The sequence below is a fragment of the Pseudomonas sp. FIP_A4 genome (assembly GCF_036701605.1).
Lineage (GTDB): Bacteria > Pseudomonadota > Gammaproteobacteria > Pseudomonadales > Pseudomonadaceae > Stutzerimonas > Stutzerimonas phenolilytica.
Window position 1 is genome coordinate 803,836 of the sequence record NZ_JAYDXP010000127.1, and the last position, 24,386, is coordinate 828,221.

Consider the following 24,386-nt stretch of genomic DNA (forward strand, 5'->3'; position numbering starts at 1 on the left):
TCCGCTGCGCCGCCAAGCGGGGCGCCTGCGGGCGGGAAAGTCATGAGAGGGAACTCCGGCCCCTGCCGGCGGCAGGGGAACCGGGACTACAGCCTGGGTTTCGCGGTTCAGCGCACGCCGTCGGCGGCGACCGCGTCACCCGTCCAGTGCATTTCCGGCTTGCGCTCGACGACCCGGTAGGTGGCCTCGTTGAGCGACTGCGTGGTGCTCATGGTGTTGGCCTGCAGGTTGAAGATATGCGCCGGCTTCAAGCCCAGCATCGGGGTGGACGGCAGCACGAAGGGGGTGACCTGGGTGGTGCGCCACAGCTTGCCCTCGCTGTCATAGCCGTCCAGCAGCAGGATCATCCAGGAGTCCTCGTCGAAGTAGTACTTACGCTTGGCCACGGCGTGGCGCTTGCCGCTGGCGACGGTCGCTTCCACTTCCCAGACGCGGTGCAGCTCCCAGCGCACCTTGTCCGGATTGAGGTGATGCTTGCCGTAGGCCTCGTCCAGCGAGGCGGTCACCACCTCGTTGGCGTTGTACGGCACGTACATTTCCTTCTTGCCGACCAGCTTCCAGTCGAAGCGGTCGATATGGCCGATCAGCCCCTGCACTTCGTCGAAGTAGTTGGCGCCGGAAGCGACGAAGTCCGGGGTGTCGTAGGCGACGGTCGGAGCGCGGCGCACGCGGCGCTGCCCGACCAGGTACTGCCAGGCCTGACGCGATTGCTTGACGTCGATGCTGTCGCGAAACACCAGCGACTCGCCGGCCTTGAACGGCGGCGCGATGGTGGAGAAACGCTGCAGCCAGTACTCGCCGCTCCAGTTGTCCACCGAACCGTCCTTGTAATAGTACGGGTACTGGTTGGACTGGTCGTTCATGGTGGCCAGGGTGCGCGAGCCGTCGGCGGTGAGCACGATGTTCTTGAAGCTGGCCAGTTCGGTCGACTCGTTCTCGACGCGCAGCAGATGGTTCCAGGCCACCTCGACGCCGGTCTTGGGGATCGGGAACGGAATGCCGCCGTAACAGCCAACCATCGACATGCCGTTATCCTTGGTCTGGCAGCTGGTGGCATTCTTCGCGGTGTTGTCGTAGACGTACTGCGGCGCCACGCCGGTGCGGTGGGTCGGGTAGACGTCCACGCGGAAGCTGTCGGGGTACTTCTTCAGCAGCGCCTGGGTGCCCTCGGAGAGCTTGTCGGCGTACTGCGCCATGTTCTGCGCGGTGATCTGCACCAGCGGTTTCTCGTTGGCGAAGGGTTTGGCCGGGATGTCGCCGACCTTGGCGCCGCTACCGTCGACGCCCTGTGTGCCGGTCCAGGCCGGGATGCTGCCGTCGGCGTTGCCGGCCATCTCGCCACCCAGCGGGTTGAGCGTCTTGCCCAGCGCGGCGGCCTCATCGGCGCTCACCGCGGCCTGCGCGCCCTGGGCGCCCATCAGTACGGCAGCCAGTGCCGCCCACAAAGCCGTTTTCTTATGCATTGTCGTTCTCCTCGACTCGGGGATCGCAACCGCCTGGACAGCGGCGGCTCGCTCAGAAGGTGCGTTGCACGGAGAACGACACGAAGTCGCGGTCGCCGTGGAAGTTGTTGTAGGAAAGCTCGGGCGCGGCGGTGTCGTAGCGGATGATCGAGCCATCCGAGCCGTAGTAGTGCGTGTAGCCGACGCTGGCCTGCCAGGTCTTCTGGTACTCGGCCTTGAGGCCGATGCTGACGTTGCCGCCGTTGTTGGCCGGGAACAGCGCGCCGTTGACCGAGGAGCGGCCGAACAGGCCGTAGCTCACGCCGATCGGCAGCTGCAGGTCGAGGCCCGGGGCCACCTGGAAGTACTCGGGGGTGAAGACGAACTGCAGCGCGCCGGCATCGCGGGTGGCCAGCGGGTCGAGCTGGTCCTTGTTGTCGGTGACGCTCAGGCGGCGGTTGAAGGCGAACTCGCCGATGAACGAGGCGCCATCCCACAGCGGCGACGCGGACAGCACGCTGATCGCCGAGAGGTTCAGGTGCATGGTGCGACCCTTGGGAAACGCCGCATCGTCACCGCCATCGGCACCGACGAAGGCCGGCACGATCACGGTGTTGCCGCTGGCCACCAGCGGCATGTCGTCACGGAACGACAGCTCGGCGGCGACGTTGGTCTCGCCGACCAGCGTGCTGACGCTGAAGCCGATGGTGCGGATGTCCTCGGCGTACACCATCTCGTAGCGGCTGGTGTCCGGGTACAGGTAGAACTGCGGCATCTTGTCGTGGAACTGCGCGGCGTAGATGCCGAACTCGTAGTCGCCGGAGCTGATCTTCAGCTGCACGCCGCCCTGCCCGGAATCGCGCGCCTCGATGTCGCCGGCGCGGTAGGCGACACCACCGGGCACCGGCGCGAAGATGGCCTCGCCGCCCTCGTCGACGAAGTCGGCGAAGCTGAAGTAGCTGCCGGCGCCCGGCAGACGGCTCTTGCGCCATTCCAGCTGGTAGTAGGCGCCGATGGACACGTTGGAGTTGATCTGCAGCTGGCCGGAGACCTGGCCGATGGGACGCAGGATTTCCTTGAACTGCGAGTTGGGCACCGACAGCGCCTTGATCAGGTCCAGCGAGGTCTGCGCCGCGGCGATGCCGTTGGAGCCGAAGAACAGGCTCTCGCCGTACAGCTGGGTGAAGCGGCCAGCCTTGGCGTTGAGGCTCATGCCGGCCGGGGCGAAGCTGCCGTAGACGAAGGCGTCGAGCAGCTCGGCCTTGCGCCCGTGGAGCTTCTCGGTGTCGTTGGTGAACTCGTCGAAGTCGGCGCTGCGCGAGTTGACCAGCGCGCCGCCCAGGGCACCGGGGTTGTCGTTGTCTTTGTTGTAGACGTCGTCGTACCACGCCGCGCCGCTCAGGCGCAGGCCGTAGTTGCGCTTGTAGCGCAGATCGAATTCGGAGAGCAGGTCGAGGCGGTTGGAGATCAGCCCCTTGTCGAAGTTGAGGTCGCCGTCGTTGGTGTTGGCCTGCACGCCGACGGAGCTGTCGGCGACTTCGGAATCGGCACCGCGCACGCGCCAGGCGGCGCTGTACTTGATGGTGTTGTCCCACGACATGCGCAGATCGGGATTGCCGAGATCGATCGGCATGGCCTGTACGGGCACTGTCGCCGCGGCGCCGGCGAGAGCACCGGTCACAGCAATGAACAGAGTCTTCAAACGAGCCGTCGGCAGACAGGTACTAGGCACCATGTCGTACTCCTGAATTATTGTTGTTAGAAGTAGCGCAACCCACCCTTGACCGGCGGTGTTCGCGAGGCCAAAGCTAAGCGCCGTCGGAATTACCGTCCAATACTAAAAAAACCGCTGACCGATACCTTCAGGGTATGGAAAAAGTCGCAACGCCGACGCCATCCACCGACTGAGAATGCTTCATGGAACTTCGCCACCTGCGCTACTTCATCGCCGTCGCCGAGGAACGCAACATCGGTCGCGCCGCCGCCCGCCTGCACATCTCGCAGCCACCGTTGACGCGGCAGATCCAGCAGCTCGAAGAGCAGCTTGGCGTGCAGCTGTTCAACCGCACGCCGCGCGGCATGGAGCTGACGCCGGCCGGCGAGCTGCTGCTGGACGAGGCGAAGAACATCAACGCGGTGATCGAGCAGGCCACCGAACGCACGCAACGCGCCGGCCAGGGCAAGTTCGGCCGGCTGGACGTGGCGATCTTCGGCTCGGCGATCCTCGACACCATCCCGCGGCTGCTGGCGGATTTCCGCAGTGCCTATCCGGACGTCAAGGTGGTGCTGCACAGCATGCACAAGGACGAGCAGCTCGAAGCGCTGCGCCAGCGACGGATCAGCGTCGGCTTCAACCGGATCCTCACGCCCTCGCCGGATTTCGCCGCCGAGCTGGTGGATACCGAGCCGCTGCTGCTGGCGCTGCACGAGGACGATCCGCTGGCGCGCCAGCAGCGGGTGGATTTCCGCGCGCTGGCCGACCAGCCGCTGGTACTGTTCCCCACCGGCGGGCGGCCGAGTTTTCTCGACAAGGTGCTCGGCCTCTGCCAGCAGGCCGGCTTCGTGCCGACCATCGCTCAGGAAGTCGGCGACGCGGTGACCGCCGTTTCGCTGGTCTCCAAGGGCTTCGGCGCCTGCCTGGTGTCGCAGTCCACCGCGGCGCTGTCGCTGCCGGGCCTGACCTACCGGCCGCTGGACGGCATTCCGGGCAATACGCGGATCGATCTGTCGTGCATCTACCGCCCCGACGACCGCTCGCCGATCCTCGCCGCATTCCTCGAGGTGGTGCGCTCGTATCGTCAGCGCCGCAGCGCAGAGCGCCCGGCGAGGAGTTAACGGTTTGCCGGACAGGCGTCTGCTGCGCAGCGCCGCATCGCGCCGCAGCACACGTCGCGAGTACTCTTGCGCGAACTGCAAGACCGGGAACCCGCATGAGCCTCGATGACATCGACTTCGCCGAACGCTATCGCCAGCACCTGCGCCGCAGCGCCCGTCCCTCCAAGCCGCCCAGCGCCTGGGACAAGCGCGCCGCCGAACTGGCAGGCAAACCGCTGGGCGGCGCCTATACCGACGCCTTCATAAGGCGCATGGACCTCAGCGGCGCGCGCAGCCTGCTGGATATCGGCTGCGGTCCCGGCACCCTGTGCCTGCCGCTGGCCGCGCAGTTCGAACGGATCTACGCGCTGGACTACAGCCCCGGCATGCTGGCCTGCCTGCAGGCGCGCCTCGACGAATCGGGCGTGGACAACGTGCAGCCGCTGCAACGCGCCTGGGAGGACGACTGGAGCGCGGTTCCGGTGTGCGACATCCTGATCGCCTCGCGCTCGGGTCTGGTCGAGGATCTGGATGCCGCGCTGGAGAAGATCCACCGGCATACCCGGCTGCGGGCCTACATGACCCAGCTGGCCGGCGGACACTTCATCGATCCGGCCATCGCCCGCCTGCTCGGGCGCGAGCAGGCCGGCGTGCCGGACTACATCTACACGCTCAACCTGCTGCACCAACGCGGCATTCATCCACGCCTGGACTATATCGAGCTGCCCAGCCGCCTGGCCGGCTGCGCCACCTTCGAGGAATTCGCCGAGCGCGTCGCCTGGTCGCTCGGTCCGCTCGACGACGTGCAGCGCGAAAGCCTGGCCGGCTGGTACCACGCCGACCCGGAGCGCGCCCGCCAGGGCGGCGCGCCGATGCGCTGGGCCTTCATCGGCTGGACGGTACCGTCGGCCACCACCACCTAACGGCGGTGGCTAGCGGTTATTCCACCGTGACGGACTTGGCCAGGTTGCGCGGCTGGTCGACGTCGGTGCCGCGCAGCACGGCGACGTAGTAGGACAACAGCTGCAGCGGCACGGTGTAGAGGATCGGTGCCAGCGCGTCGTGGATGTGCGGCATGTTCACCACGAAGGTGCCCTCGCCATTCTCCAGCCCGGCGGCACCATCGGCGAAGACGATCAGCTCGCCGCCGCGTGCGCGCACTTCCTGCAGGTTGGACTTGAGCTTCTCCAGCAGCTCGTTGTTCGGCGCCACGGTGACCACCGGCATATCGGCATCCACCAGCGCCAGCGGGCCGTGCTTGAGCTCGCCGGCCGGGTAGGCTTCGGCGTGGATGTAGGAGATTTCCTTGAGCTTGAGTGCCCCTTCCATCGCCACCGGATACTGCGCCCCACGGCCGAGGAAGAGCGTGTGGTGCTTCTCGGCGAAGTGTTCAGCGACCTTCTCTACCGTGGTGTCCATCGCCAGCGCTTCGCCCAGGCGCGTCGGCAGGCGGCGCAATTCGGCCACCAGCTCGGCTTCCCTGGCCGCCGTCAGGCTGCCGCGCACCTGGCCGAGGGCCAGGGTCAGCAGCATCAGCCCGGTCAGCTGGGTGGTGAAGGCCTTGGTCGAGGCGACGCCGATTTCCGGCCCGGCCTGGGTCAGCAGGCAGAGGTCGGATTCGCGCACCAGCGAGCTGATGCCGACGTTGCAGATCGCCAGGCTGGCCAGATAACCGGCGTCCTTGGCATTGCGCAGCGCGGCCAGGGTGTCGGCGGTCTCGCCGGACTGGGAGATGGTGACGAACAGGCTGTCAGGCTGCACCACCACCTTGCGGTAGCGGAACTCGCTGGCGACCTCGACCTGGCAGGGAATCCCGGCCAGCTCTTCGAGCCAGTAACGCGCAACCATGCCGGCGTGGTAGCTGGTACCGCAGGCGACGATCTGCACGTTGCGCACCTTGGCGAACAGCTCGGCGGCCTGCGGGCCGAAGGCCTGCACCAGCACCTGGTTGTCACCCAGGCGACCTTCGAGGGTGCGCTGCACAACCTTGGGCTGCTCGTGGATTTCCTTGAGCATGAAGTGCCGGTACTCACCCTTGTCCGCCGCCTCGGCGCCTTCGTGGTATTGCACCGCTTCGCGCTGTACCGGCTGCCCGGCGGCATCCCATATTTGCACGCTGTCGCGGCGAATCTCGGCGATGTCGCCCTCTTCCAGGTACATGAAGCGGTCGGTGACCTGACGCAGCGCCAGCTGGTCGGACGCGAGGAAGTTCTCGCCCAGGCCGAGACCGATCACCAGCGGACTGCCGCTGCGCGCGGCAAGCAGACGATCCGGCTGGCGCGCCGAGATCACCGCCAGGCCGTAGGCGCCGTGCAACTCCTTGACCGCCGCCTTGAGCGCCACGGTTAGATCGCCGAACTCGTCGAGCTTGTGGTGCAGCAAGTGGACGATGACTTCGGTATCGGTGTCGGACTGGAATTCGTAGCCCAGCGCCTTGAGGCGACTGCGCAGCGCCTCGTGGTTCTCGATGATGCCGTTGTGCACCACGGCCAGGTCGTGGCCGGAGAAATGCGGGTGGGCGTTGCGCTCGCAGGGCGCGCCGTGGGTGGCCCAGCGGGTGTGCGCGATGCCCAGACGGCCGGCCAGCTGGGCCTCGGTCTGCGCCTGCTCCAGCTCGGCAACCTTGCCGGTGCGGCGCAGGCGCTGCAGCGTTCCGGCGCCATCCAGCACGGCGACGCCGGCACTGTCGTAGCCGCGGTATTCCAGGCGCTTGAGGCCTTCGAGCAGGATCGCGGTGATGTTGCGTTCGGCGACGGCGCCAACGATGCCACACATGGGTCAGGTCTCCAGATTGGGTTCGATGGCCGCGCAGATCAGTCTGACGCCACGGGCCTGAATGGATGCGCGCGCCGCGTCTGAGAGGCGCTCGTCGGTGATCAGGGTGTGGATTCTGCCCCAGGGCAGTTCCAGATTAGGGATGCGCCGGCCGATCTTGTCGGACTCGGCCAGCACGATGACTTCGCGGGCAACCTCGGCCATCACCCGCGACAACCCCAGCAGTTCGTTGAAGGTGGTGGTGCCACGCTCCAGATCGATGCCGTCGGCACCGATGAACAGCTGGTCGAAATCATAGGAGCGCAGCACCTGTTCGGCCACCTGGCCCTGGAAGGACTCGGAATGCGGGTCCCAGGTGCCTCCGGTCATCAGCAGCACCGGCTCGTGCTCCAGCTCGCGCAGCGCGTTGGCCACGTTCAGCGAGTTGGTCATCACCACCAGCCCGTGCGTGTGGCCGAGCTGGGGAATCATCGCGGCGGTGGTGGTACCGCTGTCGATGATGATCCGCGCATGCTCGCGGATGCAGCCAACCGCGGCGCGGGCGATGGCCTGCTTGGCCGGCGAGACCGGCTGCACGCCGTCGCCGATCAGCTCCTGCGGCAGCGACACCGCGCCGCCGTAACGGCGCAGCAGCAGACCATTCTTCTCAAGCGCGGCGAGGTCCTTGCGAATGGTGACTTCGGAGGTTTCGAAGCGCTGCGACAGCTGATCGACGCTCACCTCGCCCTGCTGGGCGAGCAGTGCAAGGATGGCGTGGCGGCGTTGCGGTGTGTTGCGCTTCGACATCAGCTATGTTTCGATCCGAAAGTTACAGGCGCGAATCAAAACATAAAGCGTTTGGAGGCTGCAAGCAGAGTGTTCAGGACTTCTTCTTCACCGGCCTCTGCCAGCCGTCGATGTTGCGCTGGCGACCGCGGCCGAGGCCGAGGGTATGTGCGGGCACGTCCTCGGTGATCACCGAACCGGCGCCGGTGGTAGCACCGTCACCGAGCGTGAGCGGCGCCACCAGCGAGCTGTTGGAGCCGATGAACACGTCCTCACCCATCACCGTACGGAACTTGTTGGCGCCGTCGTAGTTGCAGGTGATGGTGCCGGCGCCGATGTTGGTCCGCGCACCGATCTCGGCGTCGCCCAGGTAGCTCAGATGGCCGGCCTTGGCGCCCTCGCCAAGCACCGCGTTCTTCAGTTCGACGAAATTGCCGACGTGCGCCTTGCGGCCGAGCACCGCGCCGGGACGCAGCCGCGCGAACGGCCCGCAGTCGGCACCCTCGCCCACCTCGGCGCCTTCCAGGTGCGAATTGGCCTTGATGATCGCGCCTTTGCGCAGGACGCTGTCCTTGATCACGCAATTGGGGCCGATCTGCACATCGTCCTCGATCACCACGCGGCCTTCGAGCAGCACGTTGACGTCGATCAGCACGTCGCGACCGACCGACACCTCACCGCGCAGGTCGAACCGCGCCGGGTCGCGCAGGGTGACGCCCTGTGCCATCAGCCGCCGCGCGGCGCGCTGCTGGTAATGACGTTCCAGTTCCGCCAGCTGGATGCGGTCGTTGGCGCCCTGCACCTCCATAGCATCCAGCGGTTGCTCGGTGGCGACGCGCAGGCCGTCCGCCACGGCCATCGCGATCACGTCGGTCAGGTAGTACTCGCCCTGTGCATTGCTGTTGGACAAGCGCCCCAACCATTCGCCGATCCGCGCGCCCGGTACGGCGAGGATGCCGGTATTGCCTTCGCGGATCGCCCGCTGCGCGGCGCTGGCATCCTTGTGCTCGACGATGGCCTGCACCTCGCCCTGCGCGTCGCGCACGATGCGGCCGTAACCGGTCGGATCGGCAAGCTCCACGGTAAGCAGGGCGAGCTGGTCGGGGCCGACCTTGTGCAGCAGTCGCTGCAGGGTATCGGTTTCGATCAGCGGCACGTCGCCATAGAGGATCAGCACCCGTTCGGCGGTCAGGTTCGGCAGCGCCTGCGCCACCGCATGCCCGGTACCGAGCTGCTCGGCCTGCACAACGTAGCTCAGATCGTCACCCGCCAGGCGCTGACGTACCTGTTCAGCGCCATGACCGATCACTACCTGGATACTCTTGGGCAGCAGCGCGCGGGCTGTGTCGATGACGTGGCCAAGCATGGACTGCCCGGCCACCGGATGCAGGACCTTCGGCAGGGCGGAACGCATGCGGGTGCCCTGACCAGCGGCGAGAATGACGATATCAAGAGACATGACGGTGATCCTGAACGGTTTGGCGCCGTCCGCTGACCGGACAGGTCGGTCGCCGGTACGGACAGAATGACGGAAAAAGAAAAAGGGTAGCCAAGGCTACCCTTTTACACGTATGCGATGAAGTCGCGGATCGATCAGTGCCGACCGTACTTCTTGCGCAATGCCTCGATGGTCCGCAGCTGGGCAGCGGCCTCGGCGAGACGAGCGGCGGCGGAACCGTAATCGAATTCCGCGCCCTTCTCGTTCAGCGCCTTTTCCGCGGCCTTGACCGCAGCCTGCGCGGCGGCCTCGTCGAGGTCCTTGGCGCGCGTGGCGGTATCGGCAAGCACCTTCACCATGTTCGGCTGCACTTCGATGAAGCCGCCGGAGATGTAGAAGATCTCTTCGTCGCCACCCTGTTTGATCACCCGCACCGGACCCGGCTTGAGATCGGTCAGCAGCGGCGCGTGGCCCGGCAGAATCCCGATGTCACCCAGGTTACCGTGAGCGACGACCATTTCCACCAGCCCCGAGAACAGCTCTTCTTCCGCGCTGACGATGTCGCAGTGGACTGTCATAGCCATACATATGCCTCGGTAATCGGCCTGCCCGGCCGAGGCCGGTCAGGCTGGATCGGCGCCCGCGAACGGGCGCGCCAGTTACAGTTTCTTGGCCTTCTCGATGGCTTCGTCGATGGTGCCGACCATGTAGAACGCCTGCTCCGGCAGGTGGTCGTAGTCACCATTGAGAATGCCCTGGAAGCCTCGGATGGTTTCCTTGAGCGACACGTACTTGCCCGGAGCGCCGGTGAAGACCTCGGCCACGTGGAACGGCTGCGACAGGAAGCGCTGGATCTTACGCGCACGAGCAACGAGTTGCTTGTCCTGCTCGGACAGTTCGTCCATGCCCAGGATGGCGATGATGTCCTTCAGTTCCTTGTAACGCTGCAGCACGTACTGCACGCCGCGAGTCACTTCGTAGTGCTCCTGGCCAACCACCAGCGGGTCCAGCGAACGACTGGTGGAGTCCAGCGGGTCCACGGCCGGGTAGATACCCAGGGAAGCGATGTCACGCGACAGAACGACGGTAGCATCGAGGTGGGCGAAGGTGGTCGCCGGGCTCGGGTCGGTCAGGTCGTCCGCGGGAACGTATACGGCCTGGATCGAGGTGATCGAACCGGTCTTGGTGGAGGTGATGCGCTCCTGCAGAACGCCCATTTCCTCGGCCAGAGTCGGCTGATAACCCACCGCCGACGGCATACGACCCAGCAGTGCCGACACTTCGGTACCGGCCAGGGTGTAGCGGTAGATATTGTCGATGAACAGCAGAACGTCGCGACCTTCCTCACGGAACTTCTCGGCCATGGTCAGGCCGGTCAGGGCAACGCGCAGACGGTTTCCCGGCGGCTCGTTCATCTGGCCGTACACCATCGCCACTTTGTCGAGAACGTTGGAGTCCTTCATCTCGTGGTAGAAGTCGTTACCCTCACGAGTACGCTCACCCACGCCGGCGAACACGGACAGACCGCTGTGCGCCTTGGCGATGTTATTGATCAGCTCCATCATGTTCACGGTCTTGCCGACACCGGCACCACCGAACAGACCAACCTTGCCGCCCTTAGCGAACGGGCAAACCAGGTCGATGACCTTGATGCCGGTTTCCAGCAGGTCGTTGCCGCCCGCCTGATCGGCGTAGCTCGGCGCAGCGCGGTGGATGCCCCACTGCTCGTCGCAGGCAACCGGACCGGCCTCGTCGATCGGCTCGCCAAGGACGTTCATGATGCGACCCAGGGTGCCGGCACCGACCGGAACCTGGATCGCGTTGCCGGTGTTGTTAACGTCCAGGCCGCGCTTGAGGCCTTCGGTCGAACCCATCGCGATGGTACGCACAACGCCGTCGCCCAGCTGCTGCTGGACTTCCAGGGTGGTCTCGGCGCCTTGTACTTTCAGCGCGTCATAGACGTTCGGCACCTGATCGCGCGGGAATTCCACGTCGATGACGGCGCCGATGATTTGAACGATACGTCCGCTACTCATGTTTGGTTCCTCTGAATATTTGAACCGTTCTTAAACCGCGGCAGCGCCGCCGACGATTTCCGAAATTTCCTGAGTGATCGCAGCCTGACGGGCCTTGTTGTAGACCAGTTGCAGGTCGCCGATCAGCTCCCCGGCGTTGTCGGTTGCGTTCTTCATGGCAATCATCCGCGCCGCCTGTTCGGCTGCGCCGTTCTCAACCACCGCCTGGTAGACCTGGGACTCGATGAAGCGCACCAGCAGGGCATCCAGCAGCTGCTGGGCATCCGGCTCGTAGAGGTAGTCCCACTGACCTTTCTTCACTGGCTCGGCGCTCGCGTCTGCCGCCAGGGGCAGCAGCTGGTCGACCGTCGGCTTCTGGGTCATGGTGTTGATGAACTTGTTGGATGCTAGGTACAAGCGATCGATACGGCCTTCGTTGAAGCCGTCCAGCATGACCTTGACGCTACCGATCAGATCGTTGATCGACGGTGCTTCGCCGAGGTTGCCGATCGCCGCGACGACGTTACCGCCGAAGCTGCGGAAGAAGCTTGCGCCCTTGTTGCCGATCACGCACAGGTCGACCTCGACCCGCTGGTCGTGCCATTCCTTCATGCTCTTGATCAGGGCCTTGAACAGGTTGATGTTCAGGCCACCGCACAGACCACGATCGGTCGACACGACGATATAGCCGACACGCTTGACCGGACGCTCCACCATGAACGGATGACGGTATTCCGGGTTGGCATTGGCCAGATGGCCAATCACCTGCCGGATCCGCTCCGCGTAGGGACGGCTGGCCGCCATGCGCTGCTGAGCCTTGCGCATCTTGCTGACCGCCACCTTCTCCATGGCGCTGGTGATCTTCTGCGTGCTTTTGATGCTCGCAATCTTGCTGCGAATCTCTTTTGCGCCTGCCATTTGACACCTATCGGGTTAGCAGGCGGGAGCCTTGCGGCTCCCGCTGCGGCTTACCAGCTCTGCGTGGCCTTGAACTTCTCGATACCCGCCTTCAGGCCGGCGTCGATCTCGTCGTTGAAGTCGCCCTTCACGTTGATCTTCGCCATCAGATCGGCGAACTCGCGGTTGAAGAAGGCGATCAGGGCCTGCTCGAAGGCGCCAACCTTGGCCACATCCACGTCCGCCAGGTAGCCACGCTCGGCGGCATACAGGGACAGGGACATGTCGGCGATGGACATCGGCGCGTACTGCTTCTGCTTCATCAGCTCGGTGACGCGCTGACCATGCTCCAGCTGCTTGCGGGTCGCTTCGTCGAGGTCGGAAGCGAACTGCGCGAATGCCGCCAGTTCACGATACTGGGCCAGAGCGGTACGGATGCCGCCGGACAGCTTCTTGACGATCTTGGTCTGCGCCGCACCACCCACACGCGATACCGAGATACCGGCGTTGACCGCCGGACGGATACCCGCGTTGAACATGGCCGACTCCAGGAAGATCTGACCGTCGGTGATCGAAATCACGTTGGTCGGAACGAACGCGGAAACGTCGCCCGCCTGGGTTTCGATGATCGGCAGTGCGGTCAGCGAACCGGTCTTGCCGGTCACGGCGCCCTTGGTGAACTGCTCCACGTACTCCTCGGAAACGCGCGAAGCACGCTCCAGCAGACGGCTGTGGAGATAGAACACGTCGCCCGGATAGGCTTCGCGTCCTGGCGGACGGCGCAGCAGCAGGGAGATCTGGCGGTAGGCCACGGCCTGCTTGGACAGGTCGTCGTAGACGATCAGGGCGTCTTCGCCGCGGTCGCGGAAGTATTCACCCATGGTGCAGCCGGAGTACGGAGCCAGGTACTGCAGGGCAGCGGACTCGGACGCCGACGCGGCTACAATGATGGTGTTCTGCAGCGCGCCGTGCTCTTCCAGCTTGCGCACCACGTTGGCGATGGTCGACTGCTTCTGACCGATGGCCACGTAGACGCAGCGGATGCCGCTGTTGCGCTGGTTGATGATGGCGTCGATGGCCATCGCGGTCTTGCCGATCTGGCGGTCACCGATGATCAGCTCGCGCTGGCCGCGGCCGACCGGGATCATGGCGTCGACCGATTTGTAGCCGGTCTGTACCGGCTGGTCGACCGACTTACGCCAGATCACGCCCGGTGCCACTTTCTCGACCGCATCGGTCAGCTGGGCATTGATCGGGCCCTTGCCGTCGATCGGGTTGCCCAGGGCATCGACCACGCGACCCAGCAGCTCCGGACCTACCGGAACTTCGAGGATGCGGCCGGTGCACTTGGCGCTCATGCCTTCGGTCAGGCCCAGGTAGTTACCCAGAACCACGGCACCTACGGAGTCCTGCTCCAGGTTCAGTGCCATGCCGAAGATGCCGCCAGGGAACTCGATCATCTCGCCGTACATGACGTCGGCCAGACCGTAGATGCGTACGATACCGTCAGAAACGCTGACGACGGTGCCCTCGTTACGGGCTTGGGCGGCGACATCGGATTTCTCGATGCGCTGCTTGATGATTTCACTAATCTCGGAAGGATTCAGTTGCTGCATGCCATGACCCTCAAATCAGGATTTCAACGATTCGGCCAACTGGCTCAGTTTGCCGCGGACCGAACCGTCGACAACCACGTCACCGGCGCGAATCAACACGCCGCCGATCAGCGCAGGGTTCACGACCTGCTGGAGGTTGACGGTACGATCTAGCCGCTTCGACAGGGCGGCAGCCAAAGTTTGGAGTTGCGCATTGCTGAGCTCGAAGGCGGTTTCAACCTCTGCCTCGAGCGTTTTCTCGGCTTGCGCCTTGATGTCCTCGTACAGTTCCCACACGGTCGGCAGGACCGTCAGGCGATCATTTTCGCCGAGGGTCTGGACGTAGTTGCGGAACGCTTCGTCGGCATCGTTGCCAAGCAGACGCACCAATTCCTGAACCTTGCTTGCGCTGGTCAGGCGGGGGTCGTTCAGCAACGCCGCGACTTCAGGGACTTCAACAGCGATGGCGGCCAGGTTCAGCATCTTCGACCAGGAATCGGTCTGTCCGGCCGCGCTGGCGAACTCGAAAGCGGCTTTCGCGTAAGGCCGAGCAAGCGTCTGGGTATTGATCATCGCTTGCCTCGCTTAGAGTTGGGAGGCCAGTTTTTCGACCAGCTCGTTGTGCACCTTGGCGTCCACCTGGGACTCCAGGATCTTCTCCGCACCGGCGACGGCCAGAGCCGCTACCTGACTGCGCAGTTGGTCCCTGGCACGGTTCACTTCCTGTTCGATCTCGGCGCGTGCACCGGCGACCAGACGCTCGCCTTCGACACGTGCCTGCTGCTTGGCTTCCTCGATGATCGAGTTGGCGTGCTTGTTCGCCTGCTCGAGAATCTGGGCAGCCTGCTCCTTGGTCTCACGCAGGGTGTTGGACACCTTGTCCTGAGCCAGCTTCAGGTCTTGCTGCGCACGGCCTGCCGCATCCAGCCCTTCGGCGATCTTCTTCTGGCGTGCGCTCATGGCAGCCGTGATCGGCGGCCAGACGAACTTCATGCAGAACCAGACGAAGATAGCGAAGGCGAGCGTTTGACCGAACAGCGTCAAGTTAATGTTCACAGCGATATACCTCGTGCTATCTCGTTCAACGCGGGAGTCATTCCACGGCGACGGGGTTCGCCCGGCGAACCCCATCTCAAACCGGAAAAATGATTAACCGGCGACAACGAAGATGAGGTACATCGCGATACCAACGCCGATCATCGGCACGGCGTCGAGCAGACCGGCCATCAGGAAGGTCTTGGTCTGCAGCTGCGGGGCCAGCTCAGGCTGACGCGCGGTGGATTCCAGCAGCTTGCCGCCCAGCAGGGCGAAGCCGATGCCAGTGCCCAGGGCACCCAGACCGATCATGATGGAGGCGGCGATGTAGACGAGTTCCATGTAAAGCTCCTGAAGCTAGGGGGGTTTAAGGTTTTTCGGTTAAAGCGTTGCGTTTTCAGTGATGTTCTTCATGGGCAGAGCTCAGGTACACCACCGTCAGTACCATGAAGATGAAGGCCTGAAGCGGGATCACCAGGATGTGGAAGATCGCCCAAGGCACATTCAGGGTCCACTGCACGTAGAACGGCAGCAGCGCGATGAGGATGAACACCACCTCACCGGCATACATGTTGCCGAACAGACGCAGTGCGAGGCTGAGCGGCTTGGTCAGCAGACCGAGGATTTCGAGGAACAGGTTGAACGGCACCAGCGACCAGTGGTTGAACGGGGTGAATGCCAGCTCCTTGCTGAAACCACCGAACCCCTTGACCTTGACGCTGTAGAACAGAATCAGGATGAACACGCCGAGCGACAGGCCGAAGGTGCCGTTAGGATCGGCGGTCGGCACGATCTTGAACGCCGGCAGGCCGAGCAGACCAGCGATGCCCGGGATGTAGTCGACCGGAATCCACTTCAGGCTGTTCATCAGGAACACCCAGACGAAAATGGTCAGCGCCAGCGGAGCAATCAGCGTATTGCGGCCGTGAAAGGTGTCCTTGACCACGCCTTCGACGAATTCCACGCACATCTCGACGAAATTCTGCAGCTTGCCCGGTACGCCGGCGGTAGCGGCCTTGGCGGCGCTGCGGAATAGCAGGATGAACAGCGCCCCCATCAACAGCGACCAGCCCAGGGTATCCAGGTGCACGGCCATGAAGCCCATGTCGCGCGCTTCGAGGCCGGTCTGGGCAATGGTCCAGGTCGCCTGATCGAGGACGCTGCCATCAGCACGCTCGTAACCGGCCGGCAGCTTGCCGTAAGTCAGGTTTTGCAGGTGATGCTGGATATATTCAGCCGGTGTGCTCGCCATAAACGCCTCAAATGCTCAATGCTTCGGATTGTTTTTCATCAGCAGGAGTGCACTCGCGCCGACACCCAACACCAGCAGGTAGCCGGTGAACAGGGCAACCGGTTCGAGCGGTCTCACCCCCACAAACACCAGCGCAAAAAGCGCTGCTGCCAGAATCTGTTTACCCATCTCGCCTGACCAGAAGGACTGGATGATCGCCCTGGTCGAACGTGCGCCAAAATAACGGAACGCCTTGTAGGCGAAGTACAGGTTCGCCAACCAGGCGATCAGCCCGCCGAGCAACGCCGAATAACCGGCGACGATGCCGAAAACCATTCCACAAAGGACCGCGGCCGCCAGGGCTGCCAATACCTGTATCTGCAACACGCGAACGGCCGGCAAACGGTGCAAAGGCGTCTTGTTGCGTATGTTCACCAAAAAACCATCGCTGGCGGCGAGGCCGCGCCGGGCGCGTTTGCGCAGTCCAAAAAAGCGCGGCGAGTATAGGAGGAGGACCCACCTCGTTCAACCATCGGGTAGTAATTTCCGACCGGCACTACAAATTCTTTGTATCAGCGGATGTGCGCCAGTACGCCCTGCAGCTCATCCAGCGAGTTGTAGCGGATCACCAGCTGCCCCTTGCCCTTCTGGCCATGCTTGATCTGTACCGGAGAGCCCAGCCGCTCGGCCAGGCGCTGTTCCAGACGGCTGATGTCCGGGTCCGCCTTGACGGCGCTTTTCTCAGCCGGCTTGCCGCTCAGCCACTGGCGAACCAGCGCCTCGGTCTGTCGTACCGTCAATCCGCGTGCGACAACATGCCGCGCACCGTCGATCTGCTGTTCGGCCGGCAGGCCGAGCAGGGCGCGGGCGTGACCCATCTCCAGGTCACCATGCGACAGCAACGTCTTGATCTCTTCCGGCAAGGCGATCAGGCGCAGCAGATTGCTGATCGAGACCCGCGACTTGCCCACCGCATCGGCAAGCTGCTGCTGGGTCAGTTGGAATTCCTGCTGCAGGCGCTGCAAGGCCACCGCTTCCTCGATGGGATTGAGGTCCTCGCGCTGAATGTTCTCGATCAGCGCCATCGCGATGGCCGCTTCATCGGGAATATCGCGTACCAGTGCCGGGATACTGTCCTTGCCGGCCTGCTGACTGGCACGCCAGCGGCGTTCGCCGGCGATGATCTCATAGCGGCCGCCGGTGATCGGACGTACTACGATCGGCTGCATCACGCCCTGGCTGCGGATCGATTGCGCCAGCTCCTCGAGTGCCGTCGGATCCATGTCCCGGCGTGGCTGGTACTTGCCGCGTTGCACGAGATCCAGCGGCAGGTGCTGCAACTCTCGGTCGTCGATGCGTACGGCCTCTTCCTGCATCGCCGCGACCGTGGTGCCGCCGAGCAGGGCATCCAGCCCGCGTCCGAGGCCTCGTTTCTTGGTAGCCATGAAGATTCCTTATGCGAGAGCGCTGCGAGCGGCCTTGCGCTGGCGCCGCGACAGCTCGCCCGCCAGTGCCAGGTAGGCGATCGCGCCCTTGGATTGCTTGTCATAAGCCAGCGCCGGCATGCCGTGGCTCGGCGCCTCGGCCAGGCGCACGTTGCGCGGAATGACGGTGTCGTAGAGCTTGTCGCCGAAGTGCGCCTTGAGCTGCGCGGACACATCGCTGGTCAGGCTGCTGCGCGGGTCGTACATAGTGCGCAGCAGGCCTTCGATGGTAAGGCTGGGATTGAGCAGCTGGGCGATGCGCTGGATCGAGTTGACCAGATCGCTCAGGCCCTCCAGTGCGTAATACTCGCACTGCATGGGGATGATCACGCCGTCGGCGGCGGTCAGCGCGTTGATGGTCAACATCGACAGCGACGGCGGACAGTCGATCAGGATGTAGTCGTAATTCTCGCGTACCGGCGCCAGCGCCTCGCGCAGGCGGTTTTCCTTGGCCGGCAGGTTGAGCAACGCCACTTCGGCGGCGGTGAGATCGCGATTGGCCGGCAGCAACTGGTAGCCGCCATGCTCGGAGAACTGCATGGCATCGACCAGGCTGCATTCGCCGATCAGCACGTCGTAGATCGAGTACTCCAGATTGAGCTTGTCCACGCCGCTGCCGGTGGTGGCGTTGCCCTGCGGATCCAGATCGATCAGCAGGACCCGACGCCGCGTCGCCACCAGCGATGCCGCCAGGTTGATGCAGGTGGTGGTCTTGGCGACACCGCCCTTCTGGTTGGCGATGGCGATTACTCTGGCCATGATCAGTCTCTGTCCCCGGTCATGAATCGTGGGTCACGAAGTGCGGCGCAGTATCAGCAGATGGCGCTGGCCTTGGCAACCGGGAACCTTGAGCACATGACAGGCCTCCAGTTGGAAGTCCGCGGGCAGTGCCTGCAGCTCGTCGTCCGGCTGCACGCCCTTCATCGCCAGCCAGCGCGTCTCGGCACAGCCGAGGTGACGGGTCCAGGCAGCGAAATCCTGCAGCGCGCTGAAGGCACGCGAACTGATGCCATCGAATGGTACGTCCGGGCGGTACTGCTCGACACGGCTGTGGATAACCTCGAGGTTGGCCAGGCCGAGTTCCAGCTTCACCTGAGTGAGGAAGCGGGTCTTCTTGCCGTTGGAGTCCAGCAGGGTGAACGCGCGCTCGGGAAACATGATCGCCAGCGGAATGCCCGGCATGCCGCCGCCGCTGCCCACGTCCAGCCAGCGCGTGCCGCCTTCGGCGACAAAAGGCACCACACTCAAGCTGTCGAGCAGGTGGCGCGAGACCATCTCATCAGGGTCACGCACGGCGGTCAGGTTGTAGGCCTTGTTCCACTTGATCAGCAGCGCCAGGTAGGCGAGCAGCTGCTGCTGTTGCCGCTCGCTCAGCTCGATGCCGAGCTCATGGGCACCGCGCAGCAGCTCGGCGGCATGCGCATCACTGACCATCAGGCGCTATGCTCCAGCTGCTGGCCGGCGCTGCGCTTCTTCAGGTGAATCATCAGCAGCGATACCGCCGCCGGCGTGACGCCGGGGATGCGCGAGGCCTGACCAAGGGTTTCCGGACGCGCCTGGGCCAGCTTGTGCTGGATCTCCTTGGACAGACCGGAAATGCTCGCGTAGTCAATGTCTGCCGGCAGCCGCAGATTCTCGCTGGCACGCAGCCGCTCGATCTCTTCCTGCTGGCGTTCGATGTAGCCGGCGTACTTGGTACGAATCTCCACCTGTTCGGCGACTTGCGGATCCGCTGCGCCGTTGCCGGTCAGCTCGACCAGGCTCTGGTAATCGATTTCCGGGCGCGCCAGCAGATTGAGCAGGTTGTATTCGCGCACCAGCGGGCTGCCGAAGCGCGCGCTGATCGCCGCGTTCTCGGCGCTGCCCGGATGCACCCAGCTGTTCTTCAAGCGCTGTTCTTCGCGCTCGATGCCTTCTCGCTTGGCGCAGAACGCGGCCCAGCGGACATCGTCCACCAGGCCCAGCTCACGGCCCTTCTCGGTCAGGCGCAGGTCGGCATTGTCCTCGCGCAGGATCAGCCGGTACTCGGCGCGCGAGGTGAACATGCGATACGGCTCCTGCGTGCCGAGGGTGATCAGGTCGTCGACCAGCACGCCAAGGTAGGCCTCGTCACGGCGCGGACACCAGCTCTCGCGTCCCTGGGCACGCAGTGCCGCGTTAGCGCCGGCAAGCAGGCCCTGGGCACCGGCCTCCTCGTAGCCGGTGGTGCCGTTGATCTGCCCGGCGAAGAACAGCCCGCCGATGACCTTGGTCTCCAGGCTGTACTTGAGGTCGCGCGGATCGAAGTAGTCGTACTCGATGGCGTAGCCCGGACGCACGATGTGCGCGTGCTCCATGCCGCGGATGCTTTGCACGATCTGCAGTTGCACGTCGAACGGCAGCGAGGTGGAAATGCCGTTGGGATACAGCTCGTGGGTGGTCAGACCTTCGGGTTCGAGGAAAACCTGGTGGCTGTCCTTGTCGGCGAAGCGGTGGATTTTGTCCTCGATGGACGGGCAATAGCGTGGCCCGACGCCTTCGATCACCCCCGAATACATCGGCGAGCGGTCGAGGTTGGCGGCGATGATCTCGTGGGTGCGCGCATTGGTATGCGTGATCCAGCAGCTGACCTGACGCGGATGCTGCTCGCGCTTGCCGAGGAACGACATCACCGGCAGCGGGGTGTCGCCCGGCTGCTCGGTCATCTGGCTGAAGTCGACCGAACGACCGTCGATGCGCGGCGGTGTGCCAGTCTTCAGTCGACCGACGCGCAGCGGCAGCTCACGCAGGCGTTGCGCAAGCGCAATCGACGGCGGATCGCCAGCGCGGCCACCGGAGTAGTTTTGTAGCCCGATGTGGATCAACCCACCGAGGAAGGTACCGGTGGTCAGCACCACCGAGGTGGCGAAGAAGCGCAGCCCCATCTGGGTGACCACACCCTTGACCACATCCTGTTCGACGATCAGGTCGTCGGCTGCCTGCTGGAATATCCACAGGTTCGGCTGGTTCTCGAGTATTTCGCGGATCGCCGCCTTGTACAGCACGCGGTCGGCCTGCGCGCGGGTGGCGCGAACCGCCGGTCCCTTGCGGCTGTTGAGCACACGGAACTGGATACCGCCGAGGTCGGTGGCAACCGCCATCGCTCCGCCCAGCGCATCGATTTCCTTGACCAGGTGGCTTTTCCCGATACCGCCGATGGCTGGGTTGCAGCTCATCTGGCCGAGGGTTTCCACGTTGTGGCTGAGCAACAGAGTCTTCACGCCCATGCGTGCTGCTGCCAGGGCAGCTTCGGTGCCGGCATGACCGCCGCCGATCACGATCACGTCAAAACGGGAAGGGAAGTCCACCACGCACCTCGTGCCTGTTCAGATGGGGAAATTTCGGGGAGCCGCGAAGTATAGGCAGTTAGCCCACGCATAAGAAGGGCCCTGGACAAAAAATGATCAAAAGGGGCCAGACGGTCAAAGAATAAAAAAAGAAGAAATTTATAAAGAGATTGTTTATATGTTTATGTATGTAGCCCCCGCTTTTCTGTGGATAACCTCTGGTAACCCCTGATCTACCTGGCTTACGGGAAAAAATAAGTCTGTGCGCTAGCTGGGGCGTGCCGGTGCGACGCCGGTCACTAACCTGTGGATATAACGTAGGGTTATGCACAGGTCGGATTATCCACCCTTTCCCTGATCACTTATCGACGGACCTCAGGGCAGGTTGTGCACAGGGCTGCGGAAACAAAAAAGGCACGCCGTTGGGCGTGCCTTCGTTGGGGTTCAAAGCGCAATGGCGCGTTTGCGCAACGCGCTCACTTGCCGATGCAGAAGCTCGAGAAAATGCGTCCGAGCAGATCGTCTGAGCTGAACGCTCCGGTGATTTCGCCAAGCGCCTGTTGCGCCAGGCGCAGGTCCTCGGCCAGCAGCTCGCCCGCGCCGGCCTGAGTCAGCTGGGCATGGCCGTGCTGCAGATACTGCTCGGCCAGGCGCAACGCATCGAGGTGCCGGCGGCGTGCGCTGAAACTGCTTTCGGCGGTTTGTTCGTAGCCCATGCACTGCTTGAGATGTTCGCGCAGCAAATCGATGCCCTCGCCTGCCTTGGCGGAAAGACTGAGGGTGACGTGACCGTCAACGGACTGGTTCAGCACGACGGCCTCGCCGGTAAGATCGGCCTTGTTGCGAATCAGCGTGACCTTGTCCGGTTGCGGGCGGCTGGCAAGGAATTCGGGCCACAACGCCATTGGATCGCTTGCCTCGGGTGAGCTGGCGTCGACCACCAACAGCACGCGGTCCGCGCTGCCGATGGCATCGAGCGCGCGTTGCACACCGATGCGCTCGACCTGATCGTCGGTGTTGCGCAGACCGGCGGTGTCGAGCACGTGCAGCGGCATGCCGTCGATGTGGATGTGCTCGCGCAGCACATCCCGGGTGGTACCGGCGATATCGGTGACGATTGCTGCTTCACGGCCGGCCAGTGCATTGAGCAGGCTAGACTTGCCAGCGTTCGGCCGCCCGGCGATGACCACCGTCATGCCATCCCGTAGCAAGGCCCCCTGCCCGGCTTCGCGCAGTACTGCGGATAACTCGTTGCGTACGCCGTCCAGCAGCTGGAGCACATGGCCGTCGGCGAGGAAGTCGATTTCCTCCTCGGGAAAGTCGATCGCCGCTTCGACGTAGATACGCAGCTGTATCAGTCGTTCGGTGAGCTGGTGCACGCGCCGGGAAAAATCGCCCTGCAGGGAGCGCACCGCATTGCGCGCCGCCTGCGTCGAACTTGCTTCGATAAGGTCGGCGATCGCTTCAGCCTGGGCTAGATCGATCTTGTCGTTGAGAAAAGCCCGCTCGCTGAACTCGCCGGGACGCGCCAGCCGCGCACCGAGCTCCACGCAGCGCCGCAGCAGCTGATCGAGCACCACCGGGCCGCCGTGCCCCTGCAGCTCCAGCACGTCCTCGCCGGTGAACGAGTGGGGGCCTGGGAAGAACAGCAGCAGGCCTTCGTCGATCACCTCGCCGTCGTTGGCATGGAACGGCCCGTAGTGGGCGTGGCGCGGCGTGGGTTCGCGACCGCTGAGGGTGATCGCCAGCGCGCGTGCGCGTGGCCCGGAAACCCGAACGATACCCACCCCACCGCGACCAGGCGCGGTGGCGACGGCGGCGATGGTGTCGCGAACGGTGCTCATGGCAGCTCTCCGATATTGGCCGGGCAAATAGCAGAACGCCCCATTCAAGGGGCGTTCTCGGTGTCGATGACTGAAGGCGGTCAGGCGCTCTTGGCCTGCTCGATCTGCCGGGTAATGTACCACTGCTGAGCGATCGACAGGACGTTGTTGACCACCCAGTACAGCACCAGGCCAGCCGGGAACCAGAGGAAGAAGAAGGTGAAGATGATCGGCAACAGCTTCATCACCTTGGCCTGCATCGGGTCCGGCGGCGTCGGGTTTAGCTGCTGCTGGATGAACATGGTGACGCCCATGATGATCGGCAGGATGAAGAACGGATCCTTGATCGACAGGTCGGTGATCCAGAACATCCAAGGCGCCTGGCGCATTTCCACGCTTTCCAGCAGCACCCAGTACAGAGCGAGGAAGACCGGCATCTGCACGATGATCGGCAGGCAGCCGCCGAGCGGATTGATCTTCTCCTTCTTGTACAGCTCCATCATCGCCTGCGACAGCTTCTGGCGATCGTCACCGTACTGGTCCTTGAGCGCCTGCATCTTAGGCGACACCGCACGCATGCGCGCCATCGACTTGTAGCTGGCGGCCGACAGTGGGAAAAACGCCAGCTTGATGATGATGGTCAGGACGATGATCGACCAGCCCCAGTTACCCAGCAGCGCGTGGATGTTCTCCAGCAGCCAGAAGATCGGTTGGGCGATGAACCAGAGAATGCCGTAGTCGACGGTCAGGCGCAGGCCGGGTGACAGCTCCTCCAGCTGCTCCTGGCTCTTCGGCCCTGCGTACAGCGTTGCGCCGGTTTCGCCTTGCGCACCCGCGGCGACGCTGACTGCCGGACCGGTGAAGCCGATGATGTAGTTGCCTTGGCTGTCCTTGCGAGTCTGCACCAGGTTGGTGTCGCCGGCTTGGGGAATCCAGGCGGTGACGAAGTAGTGCTGCAGCCAGGCGATCCAACCGCCCTGCACCGTCTCGCGCAGGCTCTTGTCATCCATGTCGCCCATCGACACCTTGGTGTAGGGCTCGTCCTTGGTCCACAGCGCGGCGCCCAGGTAGGTAGCGGTTCCGGTCGCGGTGCTCGAGGACGGATCGGCACTGGCGTCGCGCTTGAGCTGGCCGAACAGATGACCGGTCCAGGGCTTGCCGCTCTGGTTGTCGATCAGGTAGCGCACAGCAAGATCGTACTGGCCGCGTTCGAAGACGAAGCGCTTGGTGTAGTTGACGCCGTCGGCACTGTATTTCAGATCGACCACCAACTGATCCTGGCCTTCGCCAAGCTGATAGTCGTTCTTCTCGCTGCTGTATTGCGGACGGCTGCTGGCCTTGTCGGGTCCGTCGCCAATCAGGCCGCTCTGGGCCTCGTAAGTTCTCTCGCTGCTGCGTTCGAACAGTTGGAACGGCACGTCCGGACGATCCTGCCGACGTGGATACTGCGGCAGACGCAGGTCGACGATATCGCCGCCATGCGGATCGATCGCTACGTCCAGCACGTCGGTGCGTACGCGGATCAGCTGCTTGCTCGGCTCGCTGGCCGGAATGGCGTTGGCCTGCGGCTGGCCTGTCAGACTGGGAACATCTTCGTTGGCTGCGGCATTCGCCGGGGTTGTCTCCGGCAATGCGGCCACGGGCGGCTGGGTTTGGGCGGTCTCGGCCGGAAGTGCGGCCTGGCCATAATCCTGGTTCCACTGCAGAACCATCAGGTAGGCAACGACTGCCAATGCCACGAGCAGGATCGAGCGTTTGATATCCATG

The 24,386-nt window shown here is 63.9% G+C and carries 22 protein-coding genes; 2 read left to right on the forward strand and 20 right to left on the reverse strand.

Features of this window, described 5'->3' with window-relative positions:
• Positions 1 to 107: 107 nt before the first annotated feature.
• On the reverse strand, positions 108 to 1,463 hold the full coding sequence (locus tag U8L64_RS19145) for a DUF1329 domain-containing protein (RefSeq protein ID WP_333398575.1): 1,356 nt from the start codon (positions 1,461 to 1,463) through the stop codon (positions 108 to 110).
• 52 nt (positions 1,464 to 1,515) lie between these two features.
• On the reverse strand, positions 1,516 to 3,177 hold the full coding sequence (locus U8L64_RS19150) for a DUF1302 domain-containing protein (protein WP_333398577.1): 1,662 nt from the start codon (positions 3,175 to 3,177) through the stop codon (positions 1,516 to 1,518).
• 182 nt (positions 3,178 to 3,359) lie between these two features.
• Between U8L64_RS19150 and U8L64_RS19155 the strand changes: the two genes are divergently transcribed.
• Both U8L64_RS19155 and U8L64_RS19160 read left to right on the forward strand, forming a co-directional pair.
• Positions 3,360 to 4,277 carry a LysR substrate-binding domain-containing protein gene (locus U8L64_RS19155; protein WP_333398579.1) on the forward strand — a complete coding sequence of 306 codons (918 nt, stop codon included), beginning with the start codon at positions 3,360 to 3,362 and terminating at the stop codon, positions 4,275 to 4,277.
• Positions 4,278 to 4,372: 95 nt separating this feature from the next.
• Positions 4,373 to 5,179 carry a class I SAM-dependent methyltransferase gene (locus tag U8L64_RS19160; protein ID WP_314018483.1) on the forward strand — a complete coding sequence of 269 codons (807 nt, stop codon included), beginning with the start codon at positions 4,373 to 4,375 and terminating at the stop codon, positions 5,177 to 5,179.
• Between the two features lie 16 nt (positions 5,180 to 5,195).
• Here U8L64_RS19160 and glmS read toward each other — a convergent pair whose 3' ends face one another.
• From glmS to yidC, 18 genes are all read right to left on the reverse strand, one after another.
• Entirely contained in the window at positions 5,196 to 7,031 is a 1,836-nt protein-coding gene (gene glmS, locus U8L64_RS19165; RefSeq protein WP_043294932.1) for a glutamine--fructose-6-phosphate transaminase (isomerizing), read from the reverse strand.
• Between the two features lie 3 nt (positions 7,032 to 7,034).
• On the reverse strand, positions 7,035 to 7,820 hold the full coding sequence (locus U8L64_RS19170) for a DeoR/GlpR family DNA-binding transcription regulator (protein WP_333398645.1): 786 nt from the start codon (positions 7,818 to 7,820) through the stop codon (positions 7,035 to 7,037).
• A gap of 70 nt (positions 7,821 to 7,890) precedes the next feature.
• Positions 7,891 to 9,255: a bifunctional UDP-N-acetylglucosamine diphosphorylase/glucosamine-1-phosphate N-acetyltransferase GlmU gene (gene glmU / locus U8L64_RS19175; RefSeq protein WP_333398584.1), complete on the reverse strand. Its 1,365-nt coding sequence runs from the start codon at positions 9,253 to 9,255 to the stop codon at positions 7,891 to 7,893.
• Between the two features lie 134 nt (positions 9,256 to 9,389).
• On the reverse strand, positions 9,390 to 9,818 hold the full coding sequence (locus tag U8L64_RS19180) for a F0F1 ATP synthase subunit epsilon (protein ID WP_003290900.1): 429 nt from the start codon (positions 9,816 to 9,818) through the stop codon (positions 9,390 to 9,392).
• 75 nt (positions 9,819 to 9,893) lie between these two features.
• Positions 9,894 to 11,270: a F0F1 ATP synthase subunit beta gene (atpD, locus tag U8L64_RS19185; RefSeq protein ID WP_043294929.1), complete on the reverse strand. Its 1,377-nt coding sequence runs from the start codon at positions 11,268 to 11,270 to the stop codon at positions 9,894 to 9,896.
• A 30-nt stretch (positions 11,271 to 11,300) separates the two neighbouring features.
• A complete protein-coding gene (atpG, locus tag U8L64_RS19190) occupies positions 11,301 to 12,167 on the reverse strand; it encodes a F0F1 ATP synthase subunit gamma (RefSeq protein ID WP_043294928.1) in 867 nt (288 codons plus the stop codon).
• Positions 12,168 to 12,217: 50 nt separating this feature from the next.
• On the reverse strand, positions 12,218 to 13,762 hold the full coding sequence (gene atpA / locus U8L64_RS19195) for a F0F1 ATP synthase subunit alpha (protein WP_138300734.1): 1,545 nt from the start codon (positions 13,760 to 13,762) through the stop codon (positions 12,218 to 12,220).
• Positions 13,763 to 13,777: 15 nt separating this feature from the next.
• Positions 13,778 to 14,314 carry a F0F1 ATP synthase subunit delta gene (locus tag U8L64_RS19200; RefSeq protein ID WP_008569111.1) on the reverse strand — a complete coding sequence of 179 codons (537 nt, stop codon included), beginning with the start codon at positions 14,312 to 14,314 and terminating at the stop codon, positions 13,778 to 13,780.
• Between the two features lie 12 nt (positions 14,315 to 14,326).
• Positions 14,327 to 14,797 carry a F0F1 ATP synthase subunit B gene (locus U8L64_RS19205; protein WP_008569110.1) on the reverse strand — a complete coding sequence of 157 codons (471 nt, stop codon included), beginning with the start codon at positions 14,795 to 14,797 and terminating at the stop codon, positions 14,327 to 14,329.
• A 93-nt stretch (positions 14,798 to 14,890) separates the two neighbouring features.
• Complete coding sequence (gene atpE / locus U8L64_RS19210; RefSeq protein ID WP_003290909.1) at positions 14,891 to 15,118, reverse strand: F0F1 ATP synthase subunit C; 228 nt, start codon at positions 15,116 to 15,118, stop codon at positions 14,891 to 14,893.
• Positions 15,119 to 15,173: 55 nt separating this feature from the next.
• Positions 15,174 to 16,028: a F0F1 ATP synthase subunit A gene (gene atpB, locus U8L64_RS19215; RefSeq protein ID WP_043294926.1), complete on the reverse strand. Its 855-nt coding sequence runs from the start codon at positions 16,026 to 16,028 to the stop codon at positions 15,174 to 15,176.
• Between the two features lie 15 nt (positions 16,029 to 16,043).
• Positions 16,044 to 16,442 (reverse strand): F0F1 ATP synthase subunit I, encoded by a 399-nt coding sequence (locus U8L64_RS19220; RefSeq protein ID WP_077682426.1) that lies wholly within the window; start codon positions 16,440 to 16,442, stop codon positions 16,044 to 16,046.
• Positions 16,443 to 16,579: 137 nt separating this feature from the next.
• The gene (locus U8L64_RS19225; protein WP_043294925.1) at positions 16,580 to 17,452 is read right to left on the reverse strand and encodes a ParB/RepB/Spo0J family partition protein; all 873 of its coding nucleotides are present in this window, start codon (positions 17,450 to 17,452) and stop codon (positions 16,580 to 16,582) included.
• A gap of 9 nt (positions 17,453 to 17,461) precedes the next feature.
• On the reverse strand, positions 17,462 to 18,250 hold the full coding sequence (locus U8L64_RS19230; RefSeq protein ID WP_043294924.1) for a ParA family protein: 789 nt from the start codon (positions 18,248 to 18,250) through the stop codon (positions 17,462 to 17,464).
• Positions 18,251 to 18,283: 33 nt separating this feature from the next.
• Positions 18,284 to 18,925, reverse strand: coding sequence for a 16S rRNA (guanine(527)-N(7))-methyltransferase RsmG (rsmG, locus tag U8L64_RS19235; protein ID WP_156715828.1), 642 nt, complete (start codon positions 18,923 to 18,925; stop codon positions 18,284 to 18,286).
• The gene (gene mnmG, locus U8L64_RS19240; protein ID WP_234303051.1) at positions 18,925 to 20,817 is read right to left on the reverse strand and encodes a tRNA uridine-5-carboxymethylaminomethyl(34) synthesis enzyme MnmG; all 1,893 of its coding nucleotides are present in this window, start codon (positions 20,815 to 20,817) and stop codon (positions 18,925 to 18,927) included. Before mnmG ends, rsmG begins: the two co-directional genes overlap by 1 nt.
• A gap of 455 nt (positions 20,818 to 21,272) precedes the next feature.
• Positions 21,273 to 22,640, reverse strand: a complete 1,368-nt coding sequence (gene mnmE, locus U8L64_RS19245; protein ID WP_054094235.1) for a tRNA uridine-5-carboxymethylaminomethyl(34) synthesis GTPase MnmE — start codon at positions 22,638 to 22,640, stop codon at positions 21,273 to 21,275.
• Positions 22,641 to 22,720: 80 nt separating this feature from the next.
• Entirely contained in the window at positions 22,721 to 24,385 is a 1,665-nt protein-coding gene (gene yidC / locus U8L64_RS19250) for a membrane protein insertase YidC (protein WP_333398598.1), read from the reverse strand.
• Position 24,386: the final 1 nt, after the last annotated feature.